The sequence below is a fragment of the Pradoshia sp. Z5_111 genome (assembly GCF_058267535.1).
Genome location: NZ_JBZCPQ010000001.1, coordinates 513,176 through 536,993, shown reverse-complemented (window position 1 = coordinate 536,993; position 23,818 = coordinate 513,176). Strand labels below are relative to the sequence as shown.

Sequence of the window (23,818 nt, the reverse complement as noted above, 5' to 3'; positions counted from 1 at the left end):
GTTTAAGCTTGCTGTAGCACTTCTACAATTTCATTAATTTTTTTAGCACCAAAGACTACTTGTTCATCATTAATAATCATGGCTGGAACACTCATTACTTTATATTTCTTTTTAATATCCTGGAAGTTGCTGATATCAATCATTTCTGCTTCGACATTTGGGTTTTCAATTGCAATTCTTTGAGCACCAACAACAACATCTGGGCAGTAGTGGCATGATAAAGATACCATAACCTTAATATTTGCTTTTTTATCGATTGCTTTAATTGACTGTTGGATAGAGGAATCTAAAGCTTGTCCAGGACCTGCCAGGTTATAAATGGCGAGGATGAAGGAATTAAGCTCGTGTCCTCCCGGTACACCATGGAATTTTACACCGCTGTAATTTCCTTTATGATCAAGCAACGAAACAACCGGGAATTTATCAGCATTGATTTTTGTTTCCATTTCAGCATTTTCGCCTTTTGGATAAACTTCCAAATGTAGTTTATCGCCAAGTTCAGCAACATCGATCAAGAAATCACGTAATTCTACAGATTTAGGAATACTTTCATCCACAATGCTTACTAATGTTACATCATTCTCCATTTTGGCGAAAATACCTTTTAGTTGTCCTTTGATGGCATCGCTTAGTAGGCTGCTCTTACCACTTTTAGCTGTTTCTTTTGGTGCAGATTCTTTTTTCTCTGCCGGTTTTTCTTCTTTTGGCTCATCAACAATTCCAAGACGCTCTTTTTCTTCAGCAACATATTTTTGTACGTCTGTTCCAGCAATCGCCCCATCGGCAACAGCTGTAATAACTTGACGTAAAGATTTCGGACGAAGATCTCCAACAGCATATACACCTTTAATATTTGTTCTCATTTCTTCATCCGTAATAATATAGCCACGTTCATCCATGTCTACATGACCTTTAAAGATCTCTGTCTTAGGCTGATATCCCACGAAAACAAATACACCGAATGCGCCATCCTCTTCCTTCGCTGTGTATTCCCATTCTTCCTTAGTTACGTTATTAATAAATCGGGCATGCTGAACCATCTCCACCCCTGAAACCTCAAGCAATTCCGTATTAAATTTAACTTCTATATTTTCATTGGCAAAAACCTTATCTGCGATAGAAGGAGCACATGTAAACTCAGGTTCACGAGCAATAATGGTAACCTTGCTGGCAAAACGGGTTAAATACATCGCTTCTTCAGCTGCGGCAAATCCTGCTCCAATGACAAACACTTCTAATCCTTCGAAGAATTCACCATCGCATGTTGAACAGTAGGCAACACCACGGCCCGTGAATTCTGCTTCTCCAGGGAATCCAAGTTTACGAGGACCTGCACCTGCTGCAATGATTACAGATCTTGCCTGATACTCACCATTGATCGTTTTGATTATTTTAACTTCTCCGGATAGGTCAACATCCGTAACATCTGTTTTGGTAAATTTAACACCAAAATCTTCACATTGTTTTTTCATTTCTTCTATTAATAAAGGTCCAGTCGTTTTGCGAACACCAGGGTAGTTAACAATTTCATTTGTCGTAGCAGCTTGGCCACCCATATTTCCTTTTTCAATAATAAGAGTGTTTAATTTTCCACGTCCGGCATATATACCAGCTGACAATCCAGCAGGACCTCCGCCAATGATAATTAAATCTAAAATTCCTTTTGTCAAAATACTCACCTAATTTACGTAAACTTTTAATAAAAAAGGTACTTATCATGTTAAGTACCTCATTTGATCTTCTGATAGAAAAACATTTAAAAACTGGACAAGTAGCTGTCAGTCTGTGTCTTTAGATAAAATTTGCATTCATCCTTCATTGAAAAGATGAATGCAAATGATTAAAAAATTATATTTTACCTACTAGGTCAAGGCTTGGCTCAATTGTTTCTTCACCAGGAGTCCATTTTGCCGGGCATACTTTATCACCGTGTTCTGCAACAAACTGAGCAGCTTGTACTTTACGTACTACTTCTTCAGCATTACGGCCAATACCTAGGTCGTGAATTTCATAAGCTTTAATTTCACCCTCAGGATTCACAATGAATGTTCCGCGAAGTGCTTGACCAGCTTCTTCAATTAATACTCCAAATTGACGGGAAAGAACATGCGCTGGATCTGCAAGCATAGGATATTTAATTTTGCCGATTGTATCCGTAGCATCTGCCCAAGCTTTATGTACAAAATGAGAGTCCGTAGATACGGAGTACACTTCGCAGTTAATTTCTTTAAGGGCATCATAATTATCTTGCAGGTCAGCTAATTCAGTTGGGCACACAAAAGTGAAATCAGCTGGATAGAAGAAAAAGATTGACCATTTACCTTGAACATCCGAAAGACTTACTTCTTTAAACTCTCCATCATGGTAAGCCTGTACTGTAAAATCCTCTATTTTTTTATTAATAAGTGACATATCGTATATCCTCCTAAACAATATCATCAACTAAGTGATGTTTAATACTATATTATAATAATTATTAAAAAGAAATTTGTCAATTGCTTATTTATAATTATTATCATATTTCTTTAATTTTTTTCGTTCTTTCCATTAGATAAACTTAATAAAACCTTTAAATATCAACCTTAATCAGGTTCAACATACTTACTGTCGATACAGTAATTTTATCAATTAAAATATATTCTAATGATAAAACTTAAGGGGAAACACCAAATTATATTATATAGATATAATTTATTTTGTTTTTTACTTTCACTGCTAGCATGCCCAAAAACGTTCATTTTTTTCATCTGTTCATGTTTCAATACAATCTATTTTCAACGTTCTCTTTATCTCCATTTTAAGTTTCTGTTTTATATCAAGTAAGATGAAGCACTAGCCGTAATGGTCTTTACAGCAATTATTCATCAACAAAAAAGACGTGTGATGTGTCACACGTCTTTTCGTTGATGATTATAAAATTTTCTCCATATATAACCGGTCCTCACCATCTCCGAATTCACCATATCTCCATTCATTTACAGTAAAACCGATGTTTTTATATAATTTAACAGCAGCCGTGTTGGCTTCGCTTACCGTTAAACTGACTTTATGAAAGCCATCAGCCTTCAGAATGTTCAAGACCTCATGTAAAAATTGTGTCCCCAAGCCTTTACCATGCTGGTCTGATCGTACATAGTAGCCAAATATATAAGCTTTATTTGGCTGATTATAATCTCTCATACATTCACAAACCGCAACTGGTCTCTCATCTCCCTGCTGTCTATAAAGGATTAGTTTTCCGTATCTCGCTAATGGAACCAGTGTTTGTTCATCTACCGCTCCCAACCCGGGAAAGGCATCCTTTTCGAGCTCCATCATCATGTTCTGCTGTGCAGGCGTTAGGGATTCGGGTATTTCAATGTAATACATCGAATTCGTTTGTGTCATGATTCTTCCTCTCTTCTACCTTTAGATATTCTATATTTCTTAAGGGCCATGTTTGTTCCGGTATATTTTTATAGGGCAGCTGTGCAATATTATTCGTGGCTGCGCCTGGTGCATCAACATAAATGACTTCACTTATCAGCGGATCAAACGCTGCTCTGAAATGATTTTTAGCTTTCAATATCAAATACCTATACGTACTTGGTTCAATCCCAATATGACGGAAAAGCTCAGGATCATTGGCAGACATAGGTCTTCCAATTAGGAGAATATCTATTTTGCCTACTTGAATCAAACAAGCCCCCTTAACATCTACTCTCAAATTTCTATTAAATGGACCACTATTATAAAATACACCATCAGTTAACCTGATTACAGTCGCTAGCACATCAACCGGTAAGCCAAACTCAGGATAAGTTTTCCCGCCAAGTGACAGACGTACAGTTGCACCAGCTCCCACGCTCCTGCATATTTCAATTGCCTTAGAAGCAGTTAGGGCTCCAAAAAGTGTTTTCTCTCTATTAATGTCTATACATTCTCTCAAAAGCCTCGTTGTATCTCCACTGCCTCCGCTCAACGGATTATCAGAAATATCGACTAATGCGATTGGTTTGTTTTTCTTCATTGCAAACGCAAGTTGAAATGCTTCTGCAACATCGGGCAAATTGACGATAAAATCTTCCCTTAGATTCCAAAAAATTTTGGCCAAGTTACTGGCCGTTCGATCGGCCAATAACTGATTCTCAGCAATCACTATCACACTTGCACCTGCGCTCGGTACATCTGAATACGGAAATCCTCCAAATACAGAGATGTTTAAAATACCATCTTCCTCTTCATGGCGTTGAGCAAGCTCCACCATTTTAGCCATAGGACCTTCCTTTGTTCTCATATTGATCGAGGGAAGCAGCATGGGAATTTTCACACATCTTGCTACATAATTAACTCCAAGTGAAAGATGATTCATCAAAGCATTCGCGGCATTAACCCCTTGCTCATACATATCAATATGCGGATAGGTTTTAAATCCAAAATGATAGGGTGTAATCTCAACAATGGCCGGACTAATATTGGCATGTAGATCAAGGGTCGTTGCAATCGGGATATCTACTCCAAGTTTTTCTCTAATCTTTAAAAGCAAATATTCCTCTGCATCATGAATACCCTCAATGACCATTGCACCATGCAGGGCGATCAATAATCCATCAAGCCTTCCTGACGCTTCCATCAAACCCATTAGCTCTTTTTCAATTTCTACGTATGTTTCATAGGTTACCGGACCTGAAGGAACAGCTGCTGCACAAAGGAGGGGGACGATTTCTACGTCTTTTAGGTTCCTCAGAACATCAATAAACCCGCCAACCTCCGTCTTTGTATTTGTATAAACGTCTAAAATTTGGTTCCCTTTAAAATAACCTTCATTTTTAAAATCTTGAATGGTTGTCTTCGTCCTGGAGAAACTATGGGATTCATGATAAAAAAAAGCTATACCAATTCTCAAATGTTTCACAAGGGAAACCCTCCTATAGATAAGTCATATATATTGATTTCCATTCCGTCATACTATCCAAAGCATGATGGGATACTTCCCGATGACCATTCCCTGAATATTTAGTCCCGCCAAACGCAACACCAATTTCAGCATTTGCAGATCCGTTATTTACATAAACCAATCCACTTTCAATTTCAGCGGCAGCTCGGTTGGCACTAGACAAACTGCTTGTGAAAATGGCGGTCGAGAGTCCATATTTCGTACCATTATTCACCTCAATCGCCTCTTCATAGCTATCCACTTCAATAAAGGCAAGAACAGGGCCGAATATTTCTTCCTTTGCAATCGTATGTTCCTTTTTCACCTCACTGAAAATAGTTGGTTCAAAAAAATACCCTTCTTTGTTCGCTAATTTCTTACCTCCACACTCCAATAAGGCTCCTTCTTCTGTAGCTATCTTTACGTATTTCTCAACCACATTCATTTGCTGCTCATTTACCAAAGGACCGATGTCTATATTTTCACTAAGGCCATTACCTATTTTCAATTCCTTCGTTAACTTTACGACCCTTTTCAATAAGTCCTCTTTAATCGATTGTTCGACAATAACCCGGCTTGTCGCCGTACATTTTTGCCCTGTTGTTCCAAATGCACCTTTAACAATACACTCTGCTGCATAATCTAGATCTGCGTCCTGTAGAACAATTGCGGCATTTTTCCCACCTAGCTCAAGGGAAACCCTTTTTAATTGTTTGGCACCTACCTGTGAAAGCAGCATGCCTACTTCAGTAGAGCCTGTAAAAGAAATCACTTTTACATCTTCATGTTCAGCAAGCTGCATTCCCACCTGACTGCCTCTCCCTGTAATGAGATTTAAAACCCCATTTGGGAGACCAACCTCATGAAAGACTTGCATAAATATACCTGCTGAGAGTGCAACCTCAGAAGCTGGTTTCCACACAATCGTATTCCCGCTGATTAAAGCTGCACAAATTTTATAAGCGGCAAGCGCTATCGGAAAATTCCATGGAGTAATGCACGCAACTACACCAAGCGGCTCCCGATTCATCGTAATCGTTCGATTGTTATTGCCGGAAGCGATGGTTTCACCATACATTCTGCGGCCTTCTCCAGCCATATAGCGGCATGTTTCGATGACGACATTCACTTCACCGCGGGTTTCTGCCAGAACTTTTCCCATCTCTTTGGTCATAACTTCGGCTAATTGATCTCTCTTTCGTTCAAATAAATCTGCCGCCTTCCATAAAAAAACAGCACGATCCGGTGCAGGTGTTCTTCTCCAGCTTTTAAAGGCAAGGTGAGCATGCTGCACAGCCTGGTCAACCTGGCTTGGCGTTGCGATTGCGTACTTACCCACCACTTCATTCGTTGCCGGATTCTTGCTTTCCCGATAATTCTGATTAATGTCTTGAGTCCAATGACCATTCATGTAAAGCAGCTGTTTCGTGACTCCTTTGGACATTTACTAAATACCCTCCTTTACCACGTCTCCAATAACGCTTTCTAGAATGGTTAACCCGGCATCCAATTCTTCTGTTGATATATTTAATGGCAGCATGAGCCTGATGGTTTGCCCGTTAACTCCGCAGTTCATGATTAGTAAATGCTTATCCAGGCATCGCGCTTTGATAAGCGGCACTATGGACTTTTCATCATTTTCATTGAATTCAATGCCAATCATCATACCGACTCCGCGGACTTCCTTTATTGACTCATATCCCAGCAAATTAGTTTGCAGTCTATTAACAATTTGCTCACCAAGTTCTTTACTTCTCTTTACCAGATTCTCTTCTTCAATCACCTGAATACTTGCAAGGGCAGCTGCACATGAAATGGGGTTGCCGCCAAATGTGGAGCCATGTCCCCCTACAGGCCATTTATTATGTAGATCCCTATTTGCCACAATCGCACCAAGTGGCAGGCCGCCTGATAAAGCCTTTGCTAAAACGAGGATATCTGGAGTTACTCCTGAGTGCTCCGAAGCAAACATCCGGCCAGTTCTGCCAAATCCAGTTTGAACTTCATCAAATATCAATAAAATCCCATGCTCATCAGCAATACTCCTTAATTCCTGCAAAAACAACGGAGGTGCGGGATAGTATCCGCCTTCCCCCAAAACAGGTTCAACAAGTATAGCGGCCACTCTCGATGGGTCAATATGTAAATCAAATAACGAATGTAATTGGTTGATACAATAATTTGTCAAATCGGTATGATTGATATTTTTTACTAAACCGGGATATGGATAAGGTGTATGGTAAACCTCTCCTACCAGCGGTTCGTAGTACTTTTTATATTTACTGCTGGATCCTGTTACAGTAGTAGCACCTAATGTGCGTCCATGAAAGGATCCATTGAAAGCGATAATTCCTGGGCGGTCAGTAGCCGCACGTGCCAGCTTCAGTGCTCCATCAATTGCTTCACCGCCTGAATTGGAGAAGAATACCGTATCCAAATTACCCGGCGTGATTTGTGCCAGCTTTTCAGCCAAGCCAATCACCGTCTCGTAATAGCCATAATTTAAACCAAAATGGACGAGTCGTTCCGCTTGTGTTTTTATAGCGTTAACGATTCTTTCATGAGAATGGCCAAGTGCATTTACAGCTACCCCTGAAACAAAGTCTATATACTCCTCTCCATCCTTCGTCCAAAAACGCGCTCCCTTGCCTCGGTCTATAATTAATTCCGTCACTCTTGTGCTAACTGGAGATATATGTTTTCTCGCTTTCTCTGTTAATTCAGTAACTTTTTCAGAATGACTCATGAATTACTTCCCCCCTTGAATACATAAAATGTTGCAGAGCAAGTTCTAAAATATTTATGATTGAATCAATTTCATCCCTGGAGACTGTTAACGGCGGAGCAATTAACAAATGATCTCCTTCATAGCCGTTAATTGATCCACTTCCTGGATAAAAGACAGCTCCAATTTGCATGGCAATCCGATTAATCACTTCAGACGCAGAGATAGAGGGAGGGAAAGGGTCTCCTTTCGGATTGGCAGCAAATTCAATGCCTATTAAAAGGCCCTCACCCCTTACATCCCAAATGACAGGGTAACGATTCTGAAGCAATTTAAGTTGTGTGATTAAATATTCACCCTGCACAACTGCGTTGGAAAGGATTTTATAGTCAGCTAATTTTTTCAGAACTGCCAATCCGGCAGCAACAGAGACCGGGTGGCCACTGTATGTATATCCATGTGCAAATTTCCCATTGCTGTTTTGAATAATCCCTTCAATTAATCGATCGTGAACAATCATACCGCCAAGAGGGGAATAACCGGCTGATACTCCCTTGCCAAATGTAATAATATCCGGTATAAAACCAAAATGCTCTACAGCAAAATAGGTCCCTGTTCTCCCAAACCCCGTCATCACTTCGTCTGCAATCAAAAGAATATTGTAATCGTCACATAATTTTCTGACCTCTTTAAAATACGATTCTGGCGGACTCACACTTCCCAATTGGCTCCCGACAATTGGTTCAGCTATGAAGCAGGATATTTGTTCCGGACCTATCTCAATAATCAACTTCTCTATATCCTTAATGCATGACCAATTATGTTGTTGATTGCAATCATCAAGATTCCTTTGGTATGGGCATCGTTTACAATGGGGAGAATAAACATGTTTAAAATCAAGTAGATTTTGCGTATATACCTGCCTCCTTTTAATATCACCTCCGGCAGATAAGGACCCTAAAGTATTTCCATGATAAGATTGCCATCTGCCAATCACAATATGTTTTTCCGGATTTCCTGCACCTTTATGGTATTGCCTTGCAAGTTTAATAGCACTTTCATTCGCCTCCGATCCACCGCAGGTGAAATAAACCTTGTTTAATGGAACGGGAGCGATCTCGGCAATTCTCTCTGCCAGAAGATGCAATACCTCGGTTTCAAAACGCATCGAATGTACAAAGGCTGCTTTTTTTGCCTGTTCAGCCATCGCTTCAGCAATCGTTACATCCCCGTGACCTAAATTTGCGGCAACAGCACCCGAGCATGCATCAATATATTGCTTGCCATCCTGATCGTATAAATAAATCCCTTGCCCATGTGTAATAATAGGGTATTTATTCATAAAATCACGATGAAAGACATGGTCAGCCATTTGCTTCTCTCCATTTCATAGAGATGTTCTATCATTTTTCTACAAACAAGATATGCTTAAAAAGCGAATTCAAGACTTTTTTACGCTACATATTAAAGCCAACAAATCCATTGTTTAACTGAATTCTGAAATTAGCTTCCGTTTTCTCTTTAACCATTTCTACTGTTATTCCTGGAGCAGTTTCCACTAAAATAAGCCCCTCATCATCGACTGCAAAAACGGCTAATTCAGTTATAATAAAATCCACTTTCCGCTCAGATGTTAGTGGATAATTAAGATGTTTAACGAGCTTCGGCTTCCCTGCTTTTGTTGTATGCAAGGTTGTCACGATAATTTTTTTAGAGCCCTCTAATAAATCCATCGCCCCTCCTACACCTAAAACTGCTTTTCCCGGAACCGCCCAATTCGCAATCCTGCCAATCTCATCAATTTGTAAAACACCTAAAATCGAGATATCAATATGTCCCCCTCGTATCATCGCAAAAGATGATGCACTATCAAAATAAGAGGCGCCGGTCAATACAGTTACGGGTAGCTTTCCTGCATTCACCAAATTGGGATCTGGTTCATTTAATGGGGTAGGTCCCACCCCAAGAATCCCGTTCTCTGTATGTAGAAATACGGATAGATGAGGCTCGATAAAATCTGCTACCAATGTTGGAATCCCAATTCCTAAGTTGACAATATTACCATTTTCAAGGAATCGTGCAGCACGTTTGGCAATCGTCTCTTTTGAACTCACAACGACTCCTCCTTTAAAACTAAGAAATCAACATACAAATGCTGTGTGATAATATCCTCAGAATCAAGTTCTCCCGCTTCTACTATTTCATCCACTTCAGCAATCACGATATTCCCGGCCGTCGCCATAGTAGGATTAAAATTCCGGGCAGACTTTATATAAATTAAATTACCGAGTTTGTCTGCTTTATAGGCCTTGATCAGTGAAAAATCAGCCTTTAAAGAATGTTGCAATATATATTTTTTATCATTGAAAATCTTTTCTTCTTTCCCCTTTGCTAAGTCAGTACCCGCTCCTACGGGTGTATAGAATGCCGGTATTCCAGCTCCACCAGCACGAATCGCTTCTGCCAATGTTCCCTGCGGCATAAGTTCAATCTCAAGCTCTCCCCGAAGATAAGCCTCCACTACATCAGGGTTGGATGTGAAATAAGAACCAATGCCCTTTCTTACCTTCTTTTTCTGTACAAGAACTCCAAGCCCCCTGCCTGGCTCACCGAGATTATTACTGATAATTTCAAGATTATTTATCCCCCTTCGGTCTAGAGCGTGTACCAATGTTATTGGACATCCTACCAGTCCAAAGCCCCCAACCATAATACGGGCTCCATTCTTTAGCAAGGAAGCAGCTGCATCAGGTGTAAGTACTGGTTTCACCCCATTCACCTCTGTCCATTTCAATTTAATAAAAACGCCAAAGAATATAGCTTTTCTTTGACGTCCAGATTCGAAACCGCTTACAACTATTTTGTCTATTTAAAATAGTTTCGCTTTAAAAACCTTGGTATTTTCATCAATTCTCCAAATTGTACAGTGCCTGTTAATTGTTTTGTATTAATGAGCAATAAATGGTCCTCAATCTCCTCAGTAAGTTCATCCGTTAAATACTCCATTTGGCAATTAGCACAATGGATGGCTGGTGTTTCCTTTATTTCTAGTGATTGCGTACCATCTGGCAGCTCCCAAAATACAGTGGTATTGGTCTCAATTGCACCATCTTGTTCACACCATTGGCATTTCATACTTTTGAATCCTCTTGATCAGTTTTAGTTGTTTTTGTTTGTTGGGCCTTGAATTTCTTTTCTTTTAGAACGTCCCGTTTATCTCGTTGATCTTTAAGTGACGAATGCTCCGGATTTTGTTGATAGGCGTTTCGCTTGTTGTATCTTTCTAGTCCATCCGGTGTAATATTAAACTTTTTATCATCCATAATGGAGAGGATACCTGTGCTGTTGTAATCCTCATAAACATTTGGGTATGTTTGTTTGAAATATTCATCTGCACGACCGGACACATAATTCTCCGGTTCTGGATATGATGTAATCACACCTTCAAAATTACGTAAGATCACTTTATTTGAACTTTGAGAAATGATGTAGTTCGGCTGAAGCGGTATTTTCCCACCCCCGCCTGGTGCATCAACCACAAAAGTCGGTACAGCATATCCGCTTGTATGGCCGCGCAGTCCCTCCATAATTTCTAAGCCTTTACTAATAGGAGCTCTGAAATGTCCAATCCCTTCTGATAAATCACATTGGTAAATATAATAAGGACGAACTCTTATTTTGACTAAATCATGCATTAATTTTCTCATGATCGGGACACTGTCATTAATCCCAGCCAAAATAACCGCCTGATTGCCCACAGGTACTCCAGAATCAATAAGCAGCTCGCAGGCACGCTTTGATTCTTCTGTAATTTCGATTGATGTATTAAAATGTGTATTTAGCCAAACAGGATGGTACTTTTTAAGGATAGTACATAATTCTTTTGTGATTCTTTGCGGAAATACTACCGGGGCTCTAGTTCCAATACGAATAATTTCTACATGAGGAATGGCGCGTAAGTTTTTTAATATATATTCCAGTATACTGTCATTAATGAGAAGGCCATCACCACCAGAGATTAAAACATCCCGGACTGCCGGTGTTTGGCTGATGTAATTGATTGCGTTATCTAACTGTTTCTTTGGAACTCCCATACCAATCTGACCGGAAAACCTTCTTCTCGTACAATAACGGCAGTACATGGAGCATTGATTTGTTACTAAAAATAGGACACGGTCTGGATAACGGTGAGTTAACCCTGGGACTGGGGAATCCTCATCTTCATGTAAGGGATCCTCTAAATCATACACCGTTTTGTGGAGCTCTTTTCCTATAGGAACGGATTGCATACGGATTGGACAGCGTTCATCATCAGGATCCATTAAAGATGCGTAATAGGGTGTTATGTTCAAGGGAATCGTTTTAGTAGAGATCCGTACACCTTCTTCCTCTTCGGGTGTAAGGTGAATCACTTTTTTTAAATCATCCAATGTTTTGATGGTGTGTGTTAATTGCCAAATCCAGTCATTCCACTGATCGTCCGCTACGTCCTTCCATAACTCGATTTCACTCCAATGGCGTTTGGGTTTGTATAAGTTATAGTCCACTATTCTCCCTCCCATGGTACATATTCAATAACACTTCGTATGTGAATGGATAATTGTTCGAGCCTGCTCAAAAGACATTATCACTTTCTCACCATCTCCCGGAGGCTTTATCGCCATTCGAATTATGGTGAATTGTACTATATCTGAATGGTAAGCTCATTTTAAATCATTCCGTTCCTATGCTGAGAGCCGAAGAGGAGTCTCCTATGGAATGACGATTAACAGTTAATTTGGATTTACAGATACAAAATCTAATATATGAACGAATGGAAATTTTGTGTATTTAACCCAACCTATCACCTCTAACCTTACACTGTCAATGATCAAAAATTTTGATAATTCGAGTCGAAAGATACTCATATTTTTTATGACAAACAAATAAAGCAGTTCAGCTAAAAACTGAACTGCTTCGACAAATTTTATAATTGGTTGAGAGCTTCCTCAATCAGGGTATCGCCTGATATTAGATCAAAAGAACGATTATAGCTTGCCTCATTTTCGAGGGAAGCCAAAATAGTTCGGGCCACATCCTCACGCGGAATCGTTCCAGCCTTTATTGTATCCCCCGTACGAATTTTCCCGTTTCCTGGTTCATTCAACAATCCACCAGGCCTTATGATTGTATACGTTAATGGGCTGTTTTCGAGAATTCGATCAGCATAATGCTTGGCAACATAATAAGGTTTAATTTCATTGCTCCAGTTTTCGCGGTTGTTAGCCTGAAGAGCACTGACCAAAATAAATCGTTTGATTCCAACCTTTTCAGCTGCTTCCATCATTTTCACTGCACCATCCAGATCAATTAAAAGCGTTTTGTCATGACCTGTGCTTCCTCCTGACCCGGCTGTAAAACAAATCGCATCTGATCCTTCAATTGCCCTCGCCAAGTTTTCTACACTATCTTCTAAATTAGCAAGAACAGTCTGTATTCCAATCTTTTCAAATGATTTTGCCTGTTCTTCTTTTCTGATCATCGCTTTTACATTGTGTTGTCCATCTTCCTTAAGGAGGTGAACCAATTGATTGCCAATTTGTCCATTTGCACCCACTACTACTATATTCATAGAAACAATCACCTTCCTATTTAAACATCAGCCTTCATTTAATGCAAAATCATGATTTTGATCCAGACAATAATCAAGCATCCACTGCCATTTTCCAAAACCGGAGTCGATATTTATATGTCCTTTATTTACAACCAAAAGTTGTCTAATATCCAAGTCTTTATAAAATTGACTGTCTTCAACAGTACAATAAGGATCGTTTGTGGATTGAATTTGCAGTGTATGATGAAAAGACTGTATTAATTCTTTACCCTTAACTGGAAGGGGGAAAAACCTTTTGATCTTTTCATACTTTAAACAGGGAGAGGGCGGTGCCACTAAAATAACACGGTTAACCGATTTTTTTATCTTATGAGCATTTTTGAGAGCAAAATGAAGCCATAGGACACACCCTAAACTGTGAGCAACAACGGTTATATGGTCTGAGGTAATAGTTTGAAAGGTATCTTCCAATTTTTTTATCCACTTATCTTTATAAGGATCATTATATTCAGGAAGGGTCGGATAATAAACTGTTTCACCTGCATCCACCAGCTCATTATACAGCCAGGATTGCAAATGTTCAGGTCCGCTTCCTCCAAGCCCATGCAATATGAGAAAATTGCGCTCCATATTAACCCCTCCTATTTTACCGATTTAATTTCATACTAAGTTTATCAGATTAATATATTTTATGTCTACTTTTACAGTAAACAAACTTTCTTCAAAAAAATAAACCGGTACAGAGTGAATATACTCTGGTACCGGCTTTCATTATCACTTGGTTATCCACTTGGTCACTTCATCAATAGATTTTCTTGAACCTTCTTTAGGACTCATATCTGGATATCCTATATAGATAAACCCAGTTACAGCACCATCCTCAGAAAGATTAAAAGCCTTGCTCATTCGTTTATCATGGCATTGTTTTCCGGTTCTCCATACGGCACCCAGTCCAAGAGCATGAGCTGCCAGCAGGATATTTTGCGTAGCTGCATGTACAGCAGCGTATTCTTCTTCAATCAGAACCTTATCATTCTTCACTGGTTCAACGGCAGTCACTATGATGACAGGAGCACGATAGGGATTCTTGCTCACTTTTTCTAATCTGTTTTTACTTTCTTCTGACTCAAAATCATCTAATTCAGATTTCAGGATATCCACTAACACATCACTGAGGATTTTTCTGCCATCCTCTTTCAAAACAAAAAACTTCCATGGTTCTGTACGATGATGACAGGGTGCCCATGTTCCCGCTTCAATAATTTTATGTATGAGCTCATCAGGTATTGGTTCATTTTTAACCTTGCCAATACTTCTTCTTCCTTTAATGGCTTCAAATAGTTCCATAAACATTACCTCCCTATCTAGTTATCTCTATATTTTGTAAAATTTAGTTACTACTATACTATATATCCCTATGTTGGAAAGTACAAAAATTTCTTCTTCTTAAATATAAAAGAGCATGGGACATAACTTATAAACGATCCTGTAAAGACGAACGATAGCTAATTTATCGACTTTGTTACTTAAAAAGTTCGTTCCATTGCGCTAAGTTTAATAATGGTATACAGAAGGAAACAATCTATTGAAAACAAATAAAAATCCGACCTATTAGGCGATATTTATTAAAATATCACCTAATAGGTCGGATTTATTATTGACTGAAATACTTATGTCACTTCTTCTTGATATTTGAACATTATTATTCAAATTTATTTTTAATTTTATAATCTTTCTTTAAGTCTTCTAGCCATGTGTTGTACTCAGAAGAAATCTTTTCGCTTAGAGCGGCTTCTTTAGCATCCGCTTTTGATTCTTCATAAGTGGATTCTTTCGCTTCTTTATAGCCTGTAGATTTAATAATGTGGTATCCATATTCTGATTTAACCACATCACTAACTTCATCAACCTCTAAAGCGAAAGCTGCTTTTTCAAACTCTTCTACCATTTCTCCTTTAGAAATATAACCGAGCTCTCCACCACTTTCAGCAGATGCTGTATCAGTAGAGTTTTCTTTGGCTAGTTTAGCAAAATCTTCGCCGTCTTTGATTTTTTTCATTAGTTCATTTGCTTTGTCTTCGTCTTCAACAAGGATGTGGCTAACTTCAACCTGTTCAGGTTGGTCAAAGTTTGCTTTATTCTCTTCATAATAAGTTTTTACTTCATCCTCTGTGATCTCAACATCTTCCTGCATTAACTTTTCAATTTTAATGTTTATTGCGATATCTTCTTTCAAATCCTCTATAGATAAACCACTGGATTCAAGTGCTGATTTTAAGCCTTCTTCTCCGCCATAATTCTCTTTATAAACATCTACTTGTTCATTTATTTCACTATCTGAAACTTTTACTTTGCGATCATCGGCTTCCTTTTCAATGACCTTCATCGTAATTAAGCTATCTACAGCAGATGCTCCGTACACATTGGCCATTGTGTCATATAATTCATTTTTAGTAATGCGGTCGCCATTGACGCTGCCTACTGTTTGAGATTTTGTATATGCATATGCCCCACCAGCTATTGCTCCTGTTAATACGACAGCTGCTGCAATACCGGCAATCCATTTCTTATTTTTAGGTTTTTTTGTTTGATCTGCTTTAATTTCAGTAGCTTTCTCTTCTGTATCTGAAGTATTCTTTATCTCGTTGGTCATAATATAACTCCTATCAAAATAAAATTTATGAATTGCGTTAACATTACTATAATCATATAATGTGTCAGGAATATGTCAAATATAAAATACCCTATGTTAAATATTGTTTAGTTAATGAAAATATGGATACAATCAATATGACTATATGTAATATTACCTATTATAGTATATGAAAACATCATAAAGTGAAAATATAATCCTTGTTTGAAACTACATTAGATGATATTTGCTCCCTGTAAACAACTAGTCACAATTTGGTATTCATCAATCATTAATTTCCTAAGATAATAAATAAAATATTCTATGCTTCAATATTGCTCTAAAGTATGATTAGACAATTAACAAGAAAACCCCCTTTTTAACTATTTTTAAGCACTTTATGTGAATTAGATTCATTTACACATTAAAATGAAGAATAATAGGTAAATAAAGGGGATTTTATAATGGCAGAGCATCAGTTTATTTTAGAGGCTGTTTGGCCTGGATTACGTAATGATATAGGTGAAATACATACTAAAAATCTTCATACGAAAATTTCGATACCGGAGGAAATGGATGGACCCGGAATCGGGACAAATCCAGATGAGATGTTACTTGGTGCTGCAGCAACCTGTTATATTATTACGCTGGCAGCTATGATGGAACGCAGTCATATAGATAAAGAAGGGTTAACTTTACAGTCAGAGGGAATTGTCGATGTAACAAACGGTGTGTTTACCTATAAAAAGATTATTCATCGGCCATCGATTATACTAAAGGACTCTGCAACTGCAAATGATATCGCACTCGTCCAAAAACTAGCCCAAAAAGCAGAAACTTCCTGTATGATCAGCCGTGCTCTCAAAGACAATGTAGAGATAGAATTAGAAATCACAGTTAAGCGCATTTCTGAATAATGGTTATAAACTCTAGAAGGTGCTTCTAGTTTATTCAATCCTAATATCCGTACTAAACAAGAAAAAACCTGAGCTCATATGAACTCAGGTTTGTTTATTGTTTATTTAGAGTTGATCTGGAGTACGATCAAGTCCCTTAACAATAGGAATCTCAGTTTTAGCCAACTCTTCTTCAAGGTTTATTCTAGGACTGACGCCTGAATTTTTACCTGCAAAGCTTTCAATTAACTCTTTCATGTCGATTCCGGAGGATGCTTTTAATGATTCTTGTAAAGTTGCCATTAAATTCGTCGCATATCCGGTCACTTTATTGGCACCGCCGCCTGCACCGCCGCTCCCTGTATCAACAATCGTTATTTTATCAATACTGCTCAACGGTTTAGCAACTTCCCTTGCATATTCAGGAAGCATTTTTAACATCATATCCATCACAGCAGCCTGACCAAATTGCTCGAAGGCTTCTGCGATTTTTTGCTTTGCTTCAGCTTCCGCCAAGCCTTTTAAACGAATGATTTCCGCTTCAGAAACCCCTTGTGCTCTTTGGGCTTCCGCTTTTGCAAGACCATCTAAACGTACCCTCTCTGCTTCAGCTCTGGCCATTGATTCAATACGATATTGATTAGCATCGGCTTCGGTTAATTGCTTTGTCTTTTCGGCAGAAGCTGCTTGTTCAACTGCGTAACGATCTGCATCTGCCTTTTTCTTCACTTCTGAATCATATTGTTTTTCACGGCGTAAAATTTCTTTTTCTTCTAATTCAATCAGCTTCTGCCGCTCAATGATTTTAATTTGCATCTCTTGTTCCGTAACATCTTGCTTAGAACGTGCAGTTTCTAAATCATATGCCTGATCGGCTTTTGCTTTAGCAATATCCTGTTCACGTCTGAATTCAGCAATTTTCAATTGATTTAATTTTTCTGCCTCTGCGATTTCAGTTGCACGTTCAAGTTCAGCTTTTTGCGCTTCCTTGGATGCTTCAGCCCGTTTGATTCGTGTTTCTTTATCGGCTTCGGCTGTTGCGATATCCGCATCCCTTTTTACCTGAGCTATTCTCGGTTTACCAAGCGATTCCAAATAACCATTTTTATCACGCACATCTTTAATTGTAAAAGAAACGATAACCAATCCCATTTTCGCTAAATCCTGCGAGGCAACCCTTTGTACTTCCTGTGAAAATTTTTCGCGGTTTTTGTAGATTTCCTCAACTGTCATCGAACCAAGAATGGAGCGTAAATGCCCCTCCAGTACTTCTCTTGCTTCCTGTTCACGGTCATCCTTCGTTTTCCCTAAAAATTGTTCCGCAGCTGTTGCAATTTCAGAAATGGTATTACCTATTTTAATAATGGATACACCATCTGCCATTACCGGAACACCCTGTTCGGTGTATTATCTCTATAAACTTATTGGACATAATTATTTAATTATTGATTTTTCTATGATATCAAAGGCTTTTTCAAGTTCAGGAAACTGTACATAATAAAAATTGTACATAATCTTAGGTAATTATGTACAATTACTTAGAATAACATCAATAAAACCATTTTTATATTTGTTCATAAATTTTATAGACTATAAATGATGATAAAATATCATACTTAGATCAATCCTTATTATTAGCCACTCACAAATGTATTCATCACCACAGATTCCCTGACATCAAACATACTTTTATTCTTCTTGATTAAAATTATTAGTAAATATCACTTTTAATATTTCAAGTAATTTTTTTTTTAAAATAAATAACTATTAGATTGCTTATCTACAAAAAAAAAAAAAAAAGAGCTGATCACACAGCCCTTGATATTAAATAAAATACTTGTCTAGGTTTTCTAAAATTTCATTTATTGTTTCCTATGTGAAAGATTCTCTTTCCTTTTGTTCCCTAAAATTATATCTCCTACATATATCTTTTAAAAAAACTTAAAAAGAAGGTATTGTTCCGAAAATATCACTTACTTTTCCTTTCTCTGTTAAATATCCATAAAAAGACTTTATTGATTCAATATGTTATTCCATCATATCAACAGCTTTAATAGAATCTCAATAGAAACTTATACAATTAATTATATCCACTTTATTGTTGGAGGTTTTGTATTTTTAAAATTATTCAAATCAATTAATCTATGTCCCTATCTAAGATAATATCTATTTCATTTGTGGAGCTTCTATCATAGTCACCTTCATAATCCAAATAATCTGGATCTTCATCTGGTTCAGGATAAAGATACCATTGTACTACATTTTCTATATCCTCATTTATTTTTTGATTTATTAACTCGATTAAAGTTTGTCTAGTATCTGTATCTTCTTCGCCTATTAATAAGTAATATACTTCCTCGTAAACTCTACTAGCTGCTATTTTCTTTAATTTTTCATACTCTTCGTGAATCTCATTATTTCTATTAGGGTTTTCATAATGAACATCTATTTCTGCTATAGCATCCAAATCTTCAATTGCAATAAAATCGAATAAATCTAATTCATTTATATAATTTTCTAACTCATCTATTTGTTTTTTTATTAAATCCTCATATATCTCTTCTTCTAAATTAAGCGAATATAATACATCATATATTTCCCTTATCTCTGAAGCATCAAGATTTAATACTAAAGTATGTCTAAATTCTGATAGTTTTAGCAGCTTATCTATATTATAAAAATTAAATAACTCTCTTTCACCCAATAATTTTAATATCACTTGGGACTTATTATCATCTTTATTAAATAATTCTGTTCCTCTACTTATGGCCAATAATCCTTTACTAATATAATCAAGGTATCTAGAGTCCATAATTCTTTCTTTTAATATGAAATAAAAAATATAAAGAGGTATTATATCTCTCACACTTTTCATCTTTAAAATTTCTCCTGATTTTAGTAGTGAAAGAATCTTACTTTCAGCTTTATCACCTAATACTTTTTCTATTTGTTCTATATATATCGCTGAATTAACAATATTTTCTCTTTCTAATGGATTCATAGAAAGGGCATACTGCATAAAATCATTTATAGACGGATTTAGTACACCCATTTTATATTCTTTTCCATCGTCTACTACTTTGACCATTGAAGATGTTAATCGTTTTTTTACTTCTTCAAATTTATTAGTAGTATTATCTATATTAGCTTCCATTTGAATTCTTTTTACAAAGCATTCTTCTAGAATATTTAATGAAATTATAGTATCAGTTAAAGAAAATATTGTATGCATAAAAATCCTATCTTCTAAACCTAAACCTTGTCTAAATTCCTCAGCCCAAACTTCTTGAGGATTGTTCAACGTTACAGATATAAAATTAAAATATTCTTCAGGTCTAACCCTTGAATACCTCTTTTTATGTGTAACATATTCGATAATCCTGGGATTATAATTCTTGTGCTGGACAATATAAAAGTAATTTTTATTTCTGCGAATCGAGTTATAATACTCATCAGGTACTTTATTTTTCATTAAGTGATTATAAAAGATTAAGCTCTTTTCCTTCGAGCTTATACTATTCATATTTATCTTTTTTATTTTTAATTTATCATCCTCTAAATATTGTCTTAACTTACGTGATAACTCTTCCGCCTCATTAAGTACTGTAATTCTGCTATTTAAAATTAATATCTTATTTTCACATAAGTTTATATAGTTCATAAGACTAATTAGTTCTTCATCTTGCCATTGTTTTAATTTTAAATAGTATTGCCCTAAACAATCGTCCAATAAAATAACTTCTTTTAAGTCTTTATTATCTTGCAAGCTCTTTTTTAAATCACTGATTAAACCATTTGTAGTATATCTAATTTGATAACCTTGTTTCACAAAATAAAATGCCAGCATTTTTGATGTTATTGTTTTACCTACACCTGGGTCTCCACAAATCAATAATTTCCTATTTTTTTCTAATATTTCTATACAATTATCAAATAGATTTGTTTGAACAAAGTATTTAAAATCCTCTTCCAAATTATCTAGCAGTACTTCACCATCGATAAATACATCTCTATTTAATAAATGTGTCAGAACTTTATCTGTTAATAACCACAGTTTAAAGTTTTTCCGCAATATATCCTGATTACTTTCTTTATTTAAAAATTTATCTACTTCATACTTTGAAAAAATATTTTTATCACTATTCATATAATCACTAAAAATCTCATATATTTCTTTAATATTATCTGCGGTCAACTCTTTAGATGTGCAAACATAATACTGTTCTGGTTTAGGATCCATTTTCCCTATTTTAACCAATTCTTTTTCTAAAGAGGATTTCAACCCACTAAAAGAACTTTTAACGTAGTGCTTAACTTGAACTACAATACCTTTCTTACTTGGACTTTCGGTTAAATCTACTCCTCCATCTTTGCCAGGACTAAAATGCCTTAATTCTACTCCTAATTCTCTTGACAAAATATCAGAGCAAAGCACTTCAAATTCATTTGGGCTTAAATTAGTATAATCAAACACCTGCATACACTTCTTTCAATGATCTTTTATGATTAATGGACAGAAGATTTCCTAAGATAACTTATCAATTTTGAAAATCAGAAATAACCCCGTTATACCATCTATAATAAAGCACTTTGATAAGTATGTATTTTTTTCCAAAAATACCCCTTTGGAATAATCATATCCAAAGGGGTATAACAGTGCAACTTCTTTATAAAAGATATAACTCAATTCAAATTCTATATATCTTTATTTAAAATAGAATATAATTATTTTCTCGTAGCTCTCAGTAGAATCTTAAAATTCCTGTTATTGTTTCTGAAGGCAATCATTATAAGGTATTGACTACTGAAATTATTATCACCACTATCGTCATCTTCCTTAACGGTATGTTCCGCACTATAAAAAGAGTTAGAAAAAAAGTCTTTGAATCAAAATAATTTGTATCTTTAAAAATAATGCTATAAAAAATAATATATCTTTGAGGACTTCATCCAATTTTTTTACGATATTCATTCTTTTGACCACTTTAAAAATTGATCCTCGGTATTATTTCCATAACCGTAATAGTCGTGAAAATTTTTATGGCAAACAGAACATAATGTTACACCATTAGTTACATCCTGCCTTCTTGCTCGGCACCAATTATATCCATCTTTATGATGAGCAGCTAACCCTTCTGTCTTTCCACATTTTATGCAACTAACTATGATTATCTCAAAATAGCCATCTCCTTATAGGACGTGGCTATACTTGTTATTTAACTAATGCACCGACTGTCGAGTAATAAGCTTATCATTATATTTTTCATCATTAAATCCTAGTACCATAATAGGGCATTCACCCTTCCTGGATTAATGCCCTATACAGAGCTGATTACAGTCCTTGTTACAAGAGTAATATCCCTTTAGTTCAACATTAAGGGTGGCACTGTCTCTTCAAAGTTTTGTACCCGTTACTTAAATGTCTAAATGATCATTCTTATAATTATTGATAATTATTGATAATTAACGATAATTATAAGAATAAAAATCCCACTTTCTGTAATAGTGAATTAAAAAAAGAGTATTAATCCTTTTTCGATCAAAACTCCATTGGGTGAAGTACATCTATTTTTATAATCTTCCTTACCTTTTTAATCATTTATTCCTGTAATAAGAGAATTAATACCTTTTATCGGTTAAACAAAACCAACTTTATTAACACCTATAACACCTCGCCTTAAGATATTAATATTAATAGTATTAGGTTCGAATTTTTTGTAACTGAACTTTTTCGACTCAAATTTTATAATATTCGAATTTCTATGGATAGACCTTTCGTACTCAAAAACTGTTAACCCCAAACTTTCTAAAATCTCTTTGGGTAATACATAATCTTGTTTAACTAAACCAAAGAAAGTAAAGCCCGATTCTATATAAAAAGATAAACAGACACTGGTGCTGGCGTCATATAGAAAACTTCCTATTATAGAGCCCAAGAAACTGCCTAACAAAAACCCAAAAAGAGGAATTTGTATCAACCCCTGAGATACAGATCCACCCATCAGTGCAAAAGAGGAAACCACTAAATCACGAGCAAAAGCATTTACTAATTCTATAGATTTCATTCTCCCTGTTGCAAGCTTAAACGAATTATGAATAGTATTCATAACAACTATGGTTCCTAATGAAATCATACTTGGATCAATTGACTTAAGAGTTTCACCTGCTAATCCCGATTTTAAAGTAGCTGTTATCGCAGCTGCAACCGAACCTCTTATAAACCCTTCTGCTGATGAATCTAAGGTAACAAAACCAACTTGAAGAAGTTCATCTCTTTCAATGTAACCTTGTTCAATCATACTCATAATAATTTTATATATTTCTGGTGTCACTTTTATTATGGAAGATAATACCGCTGCTGTTACACCTGCTTGTAAAGCTTGCTGTATAACATATTCAACCTTTATAAAATCCTCTGTAGTTAAACCATACTTTTTAGGATCAAAATTACCTTGCTTTATATCTTCAACTATTTTTAATGCTTCATTATTTGATAAACCTTTTGAGGAATATCCATTCTCTTCAATAACAGCTCTAGCATATTTAGCAGTATGTTGATAAGATTCAGTTACTTCAGGGCGTGTTTCACTGTTTCTCAGTGCTTGTTTGTCAGCAGCAATTCTAATGCCATCATTAGCAATCTGATCTGAAGGAGCTACCTTTCCAACATCATTATATTTAGGGTTACTCAATTCTTTTGCTGTATCCTCAGCTGATTTATAATATTTGATTTGCCAACCACTATTAGTTCCCTTGTTAAATATATCAATATCTTTTATGGGATTATTACTTTTGTCCACCCTAGCATATATATCATTTCCTCCCTTTACTACAACATCTGCATTAAAGGTCCCTGCGTGCCAATCCTCCGCCACAAAACCCTTTGTTGCTATATCTCTTGCATTCGTCCGCTGAGAAACTGTCTTGGACATTTCAGCAATGGTTTTATCAATTTCACTTTGCACTTTATCTACATATTCTATACTATGTTTAATTCCCTTGAACTCACTGGAGTTTTTCACAAAATGATTATAACCTTCCTTAAATGAATTCAATG

General features: G+C 36.3%; 18 protein-coding genes and 1 pseudogene. 1 reads left to right on the top strand and 18 read right to left on the bottom strand.

The window, feature by feature from the left end; all coding sequences use genetic code 11:
* Positions 1 to 2: 2 nt before the first annotated feature.
* From AC4D4A_RS02630 to AC4D4A_RS02560, 15 genes are all read right to left on the bottom strand, one after another.
* Positions 3 to 1,670, bottom strand: coding sequence for an FAD-dependent oxidoreductase (locus AC4D4A_RS02630; RefSeq protein ID WP_490994460.1), 1,668 nt, complete (start codon positions 1,668 to 1,670; stop codon positions 3 to 5).
* Between the two features lie 178 nt (positions 1,671 to 1,848).
* Complete coding sequence (gene ahpC, locus AC4D4A_RS02625; RefSeq protein ID WP_490994459.1) at positions 1,849 to 2,412, bottom strand: alkyl hydroperoxide reductase subunit C; 564 nt, start codon at positions 2,410 to 2,412, stop codon at positions 1,849 to 1,851.
* Positions 2,413 to 2,910: 498 nt separating this feature from the next.
* Positions 2,911 to 3,387 (bottom strand): GNAT family N-acetyltransferase, encoded by a 477-nt coding sequence (locus AC4D4A_RS02620; RefSeq protein WP_490994458.1) that lies wholly within the window; start codon positions 3,385 to 3,387, stop codon positions 2,911 to 2,913.
* Positions 3,356 to 4,894: a M81 family metallopeptidase gene (locus AC4D4A_RS02615; protein WP_490994457.1), complete on the bottom strand. Its 1,539-nt coding sequence runs from the start codon at positions 4,892 to 4,894 to the stop codon at positions 3,356 to 3,358. Before AC4D4A_RS02615 ends, AC4D4A_RS02620 begins: the two co-directional genes overlap by 32 nt.
* A 13-nt stretch (positions 4,895 to 4,907) precedes the next feature.
* Positions 4,908 to 6,359 carry an aldehyde dehydrogenase family protein gene (locus AC4D4A_RS02610; protein ID WP_490994456.1) on the bottom strand — a complete coding sequence of 484 codons (1,452 nt, stop codon included), beginning with the start codon at positions 6,357 to 6,359 and terminating at the stop codon, positions 4,908 to 4,910.
* Between the two features lie 3 nt (positions 6,360 to 6,362).
* On the bottom strand, positions 6,363 to 7,661 hold the full coding sequence (locus AC4D4A_RS02605) for an aminotransferase class III-fold pyridoxal phosphate-dependent enzyme (protein WP_490994455.1): 1,299 nt from the start codon (positions 7,659 to 7,661) through the stop codon (positions 6,363 to 6,365).
* Positions 7,648 to 9,012: an aminotransferase family protein gene (locus AC4D4A_RS02600; protein ID WP_490994454.1), complete on the bottom strand. Its 1,365-nt coding sequence runs from the start codon at positions 9,010 to 9,012 to the stop codon at positions 7,648 to 7,650. The genes AC4D4A_RS02605 and AC4D4A_RS02600 overlap by 14 nt, the downstream gene beginning before the upstream one ends.
* 85 nt (positions 9,013 to 9,097) lie before the next feature.
* Positions 9,098 to 9,754 carry a 3-oxoacid CoA-transferase subunit B gene (locus AC4D4A_RS02595; protein WP_490994453.1) on the bottom strand — a complete coding sequence of 219 codons (657 nt, stop codon included), beginning with the start codon at positions 9,752 to 9,754 and terminating at the stop codon, positions 9,098 to 9,100.
* Positions 9,751 to 10,410, bottom strand: a complete 660-nt coding sequence (locus tag AC4D4A_RS02590) for a CoA transferase subunit A (RefSeq protein ID WP_490994452.1) — start codon at positions 10,408 to 10,410, stop codon at positions 9,751 to 9,753. Before AC4D4A_RS02590 ends, AC4D4A_RS02595 begins: the two co-directional genes overlap by 4 nt.
* Before the next feature lie 95 nt (positions 10,411 to 10,505).
* Positions 10,506 to 10,775, bottom strand: coding sequence for a YokU family protein (locus AC4D4A_RS02585; protein WP_490994451.1), 270 nt, complete (start codon positions 10,773 to 10,775; stop codon positions 10,506 to 10,508).
* Positions 10,772 to 12,202 (bottom strand): lysine 2,3-aminomutase, encoded by a 1,431-nt coding sequence (gene kamA, locus AC4D4A_RS02580; protein WP_490994450.1) that lies wholly within the window; start codon positions 12,200 to 12,202, stop codon positions 10,772 to 10,774. Before kamA ends, AC4D4A_RS02585 begins: the two co-directional genes overlap by 4 nt.
* Positions 12,203 to 12,606: 404 nt before the next feature.
* Positions 12,607 to 13,251, bottom strand: a complete 645-nt coding sequence (locus tag AC4D4A_RS02575) for an SDR family oxidoreductase (RefSeq protein WP_490994449.1) — start codon at positions 13,249 to 13,251, stop codon at positions 12,607 to 12,609.
* 27 nt (positions 13,252 to 13,278) lie between these two features.
* Entirely contained in the window at positions 13,279 to 13,863 is a 585-nt protein-coding gene (locus AC4D4A_RS02570) for an RBBP9/YdeN family alpha/beta hydrolase (RefSeq protein ID WP_490994448.1), read from the bottom strand.
* Between the two features lie 144 nt (positions 13,864 to 14,007).
* On the bottom strand, positions 14,008 to 14,580 hold the full coding sequence (locus AC4D4A_RS02565) for a nitroreductase family protein (RefSeq protein WP_490994447.1): 573 nt from the start codon (positions 14,578 to 14,580) through the stop codon (positions 14,008 to 14,010).
* Positions 14,581 to 14,935: 355 nt separating this feature from the next.
* Positions 14,936 to 15,886, bottom strand: a complete 951-nt coding sequence (locus tag AC4D4A_RS02560) for a peptidylprolyl isomerase (RefSeq protein ID WP_490994446.1) — start codon at positions 15,884 to 15,886, stop codon at positions 14,936 to 14,938.
* Positions 15,887 to 16,329: 443 nt separating this feature from the next.
* Between AC4D4A_RS02560 and AC4D4A_RS02555 the strand changes: the two genes are divergently transcribed.
* Positions 16,330 to 16,782 (top strand): OsmC family protein, encoded by a 453-nt coding sequence (locus tag AC4D4A_RS02555; protein ID WP_490994445.1) that lies wholly within the window; start codon positions 16,330 to 16,332, stop codon positions 16,780 to 16,782.
* A 105-nt stretch (positions 16,783 to 16,887) separates the two neighbouring features.
* Here AC4D4A_RS02555 and AC4D4A_RS02550 read toward each other — a convergent pair.
* From AC4D4A_RS02550 to AC4D4A_RS02540, 3 genes and pseudogenes are all read right to left on the bottom strand, one after another.
* Positions 16,888 to 18,168 (bottom strand): annotated as a pseudogene (locus AC4D4A_RS02550) (flotillin family protein); the annotation flags it as partial.
* A 730-nt stretch (positions 18,169 to 18,898) separates the two neighbouring features.
* Positions 18,899 to 21,241, bottom strand: coding sequence for an nSTAND3 domain-containing NTPase (locus tag AC4D4A_RS02545; protein ID WP_490994444.1), 2,343 nt, complete (start codon positions 21,239 to 21,241; stop codon positions 18,899 to 18,901).
* Positions 21,242 to 22,397: 1,156 nt separating this feature from the next.
* The gene (locus AC4D4A_RS02540; protein ID WP_490994443.1) at positions 22,398 to 23,816 is read right to left on the bottom strand and encodes a hypothetical protein; all 1,419 of its coding nucleotides are present in this window, start codon (positions 23,814 to 23,816) and stop codon (positions 22,398 to 22,400) included.
* Positions 23,817 to 23,818: the final 2 nt, after the last annotated feature.

Coding starts and splice junctions, on each gene's coding strand:
- ahpC (WP_490994459.1), bottom strand. CDS start 2,412: ATGTCACTTATTAATAAAAAAATAGAGGATTTTACAGTACAGGCTTAC.
- AC4D4A_RS02620 (WP_490994458.1), bottom strand. CDS start 3,387: ATGACACAAACGAATTCGATGTATTACATTGAAATACCCGAATCCCTA.
- AC4D4A_RS02610 (WP_490994456.1), bottom strand. CDS start 6,359: ATGTCCAAAGGAGTCACGAAACAGCTGCTTTACATGAATGGTCATTGG.
- AC4D4A_RS02605 (WP_490994455.1), bottom strand. CDS start 7,661: ATGAGTCATTCTGAAAAAGTTACTGAATTAACAGAGAAAGCGAGAAAA.
- AC4D4A_RS02600 (WP_490994454.1), bottom strand. CDS start 9,012: ATGGCTGACCATGTCTTTCATCGTGATTTTATGAATAAATACCCTATT.
- AC4D4A_RS02585 (WP_490994451.1), bottom strand. CDS start 10,775: ATGAAATGCCAATGGTGTGAACAAGATGGTGCAATTGAGACCAATACC.
- kamA (WP_490994450.1), bottom strand. CDS start 12,202: ATGGGAGGGAGAATAGTGGACTATAACTTATACAAACCCAAACGCCAT.
- AC4D4A_RS02575 (WP_490994449.1), bottom strand. CDS start 13,251: ATGAATATAGTAGTAGTGGGTGCAAATGGACAAATTGGCAATCAATTG.
- AC4D4A_RS02570 (WP_490994448.1), bottom strand. CDS start 13,863: ATGGAGCGCAATTTTCTCATATTGCATGGGCTTGGAGGAAGCGGACCT.
- AC4D4A_RS02565 (WP_490994447.1), bottom strand. CDS start 14,580: ATGGAACTATTTGAAGCCATTAAAGGAAGAAGAAGTATTGGCAAGGTT.
- AC4D4A_RS02560 (WP_490994446.1), bottom strand. CDS start 15,886: ATGACCAACGAGATAAAGAATACTTCAGATACAGAAGAGAAAGCTACT.
- AC4D4A_RS02555 (WP_490994445.1), top strand. CDS start 16,330: ATGGCAGAGCATCAGTTTATTTTAGAGGCTGTTTGGCCTGGATTACGT.
- AC4D4A_RS02545 (WP_490994444.1), bottom strand. CDS start 21,241: ATGCAGGTGTTTGATTATACTAATTTAAGCCCAAATGAATTTGAAGTG.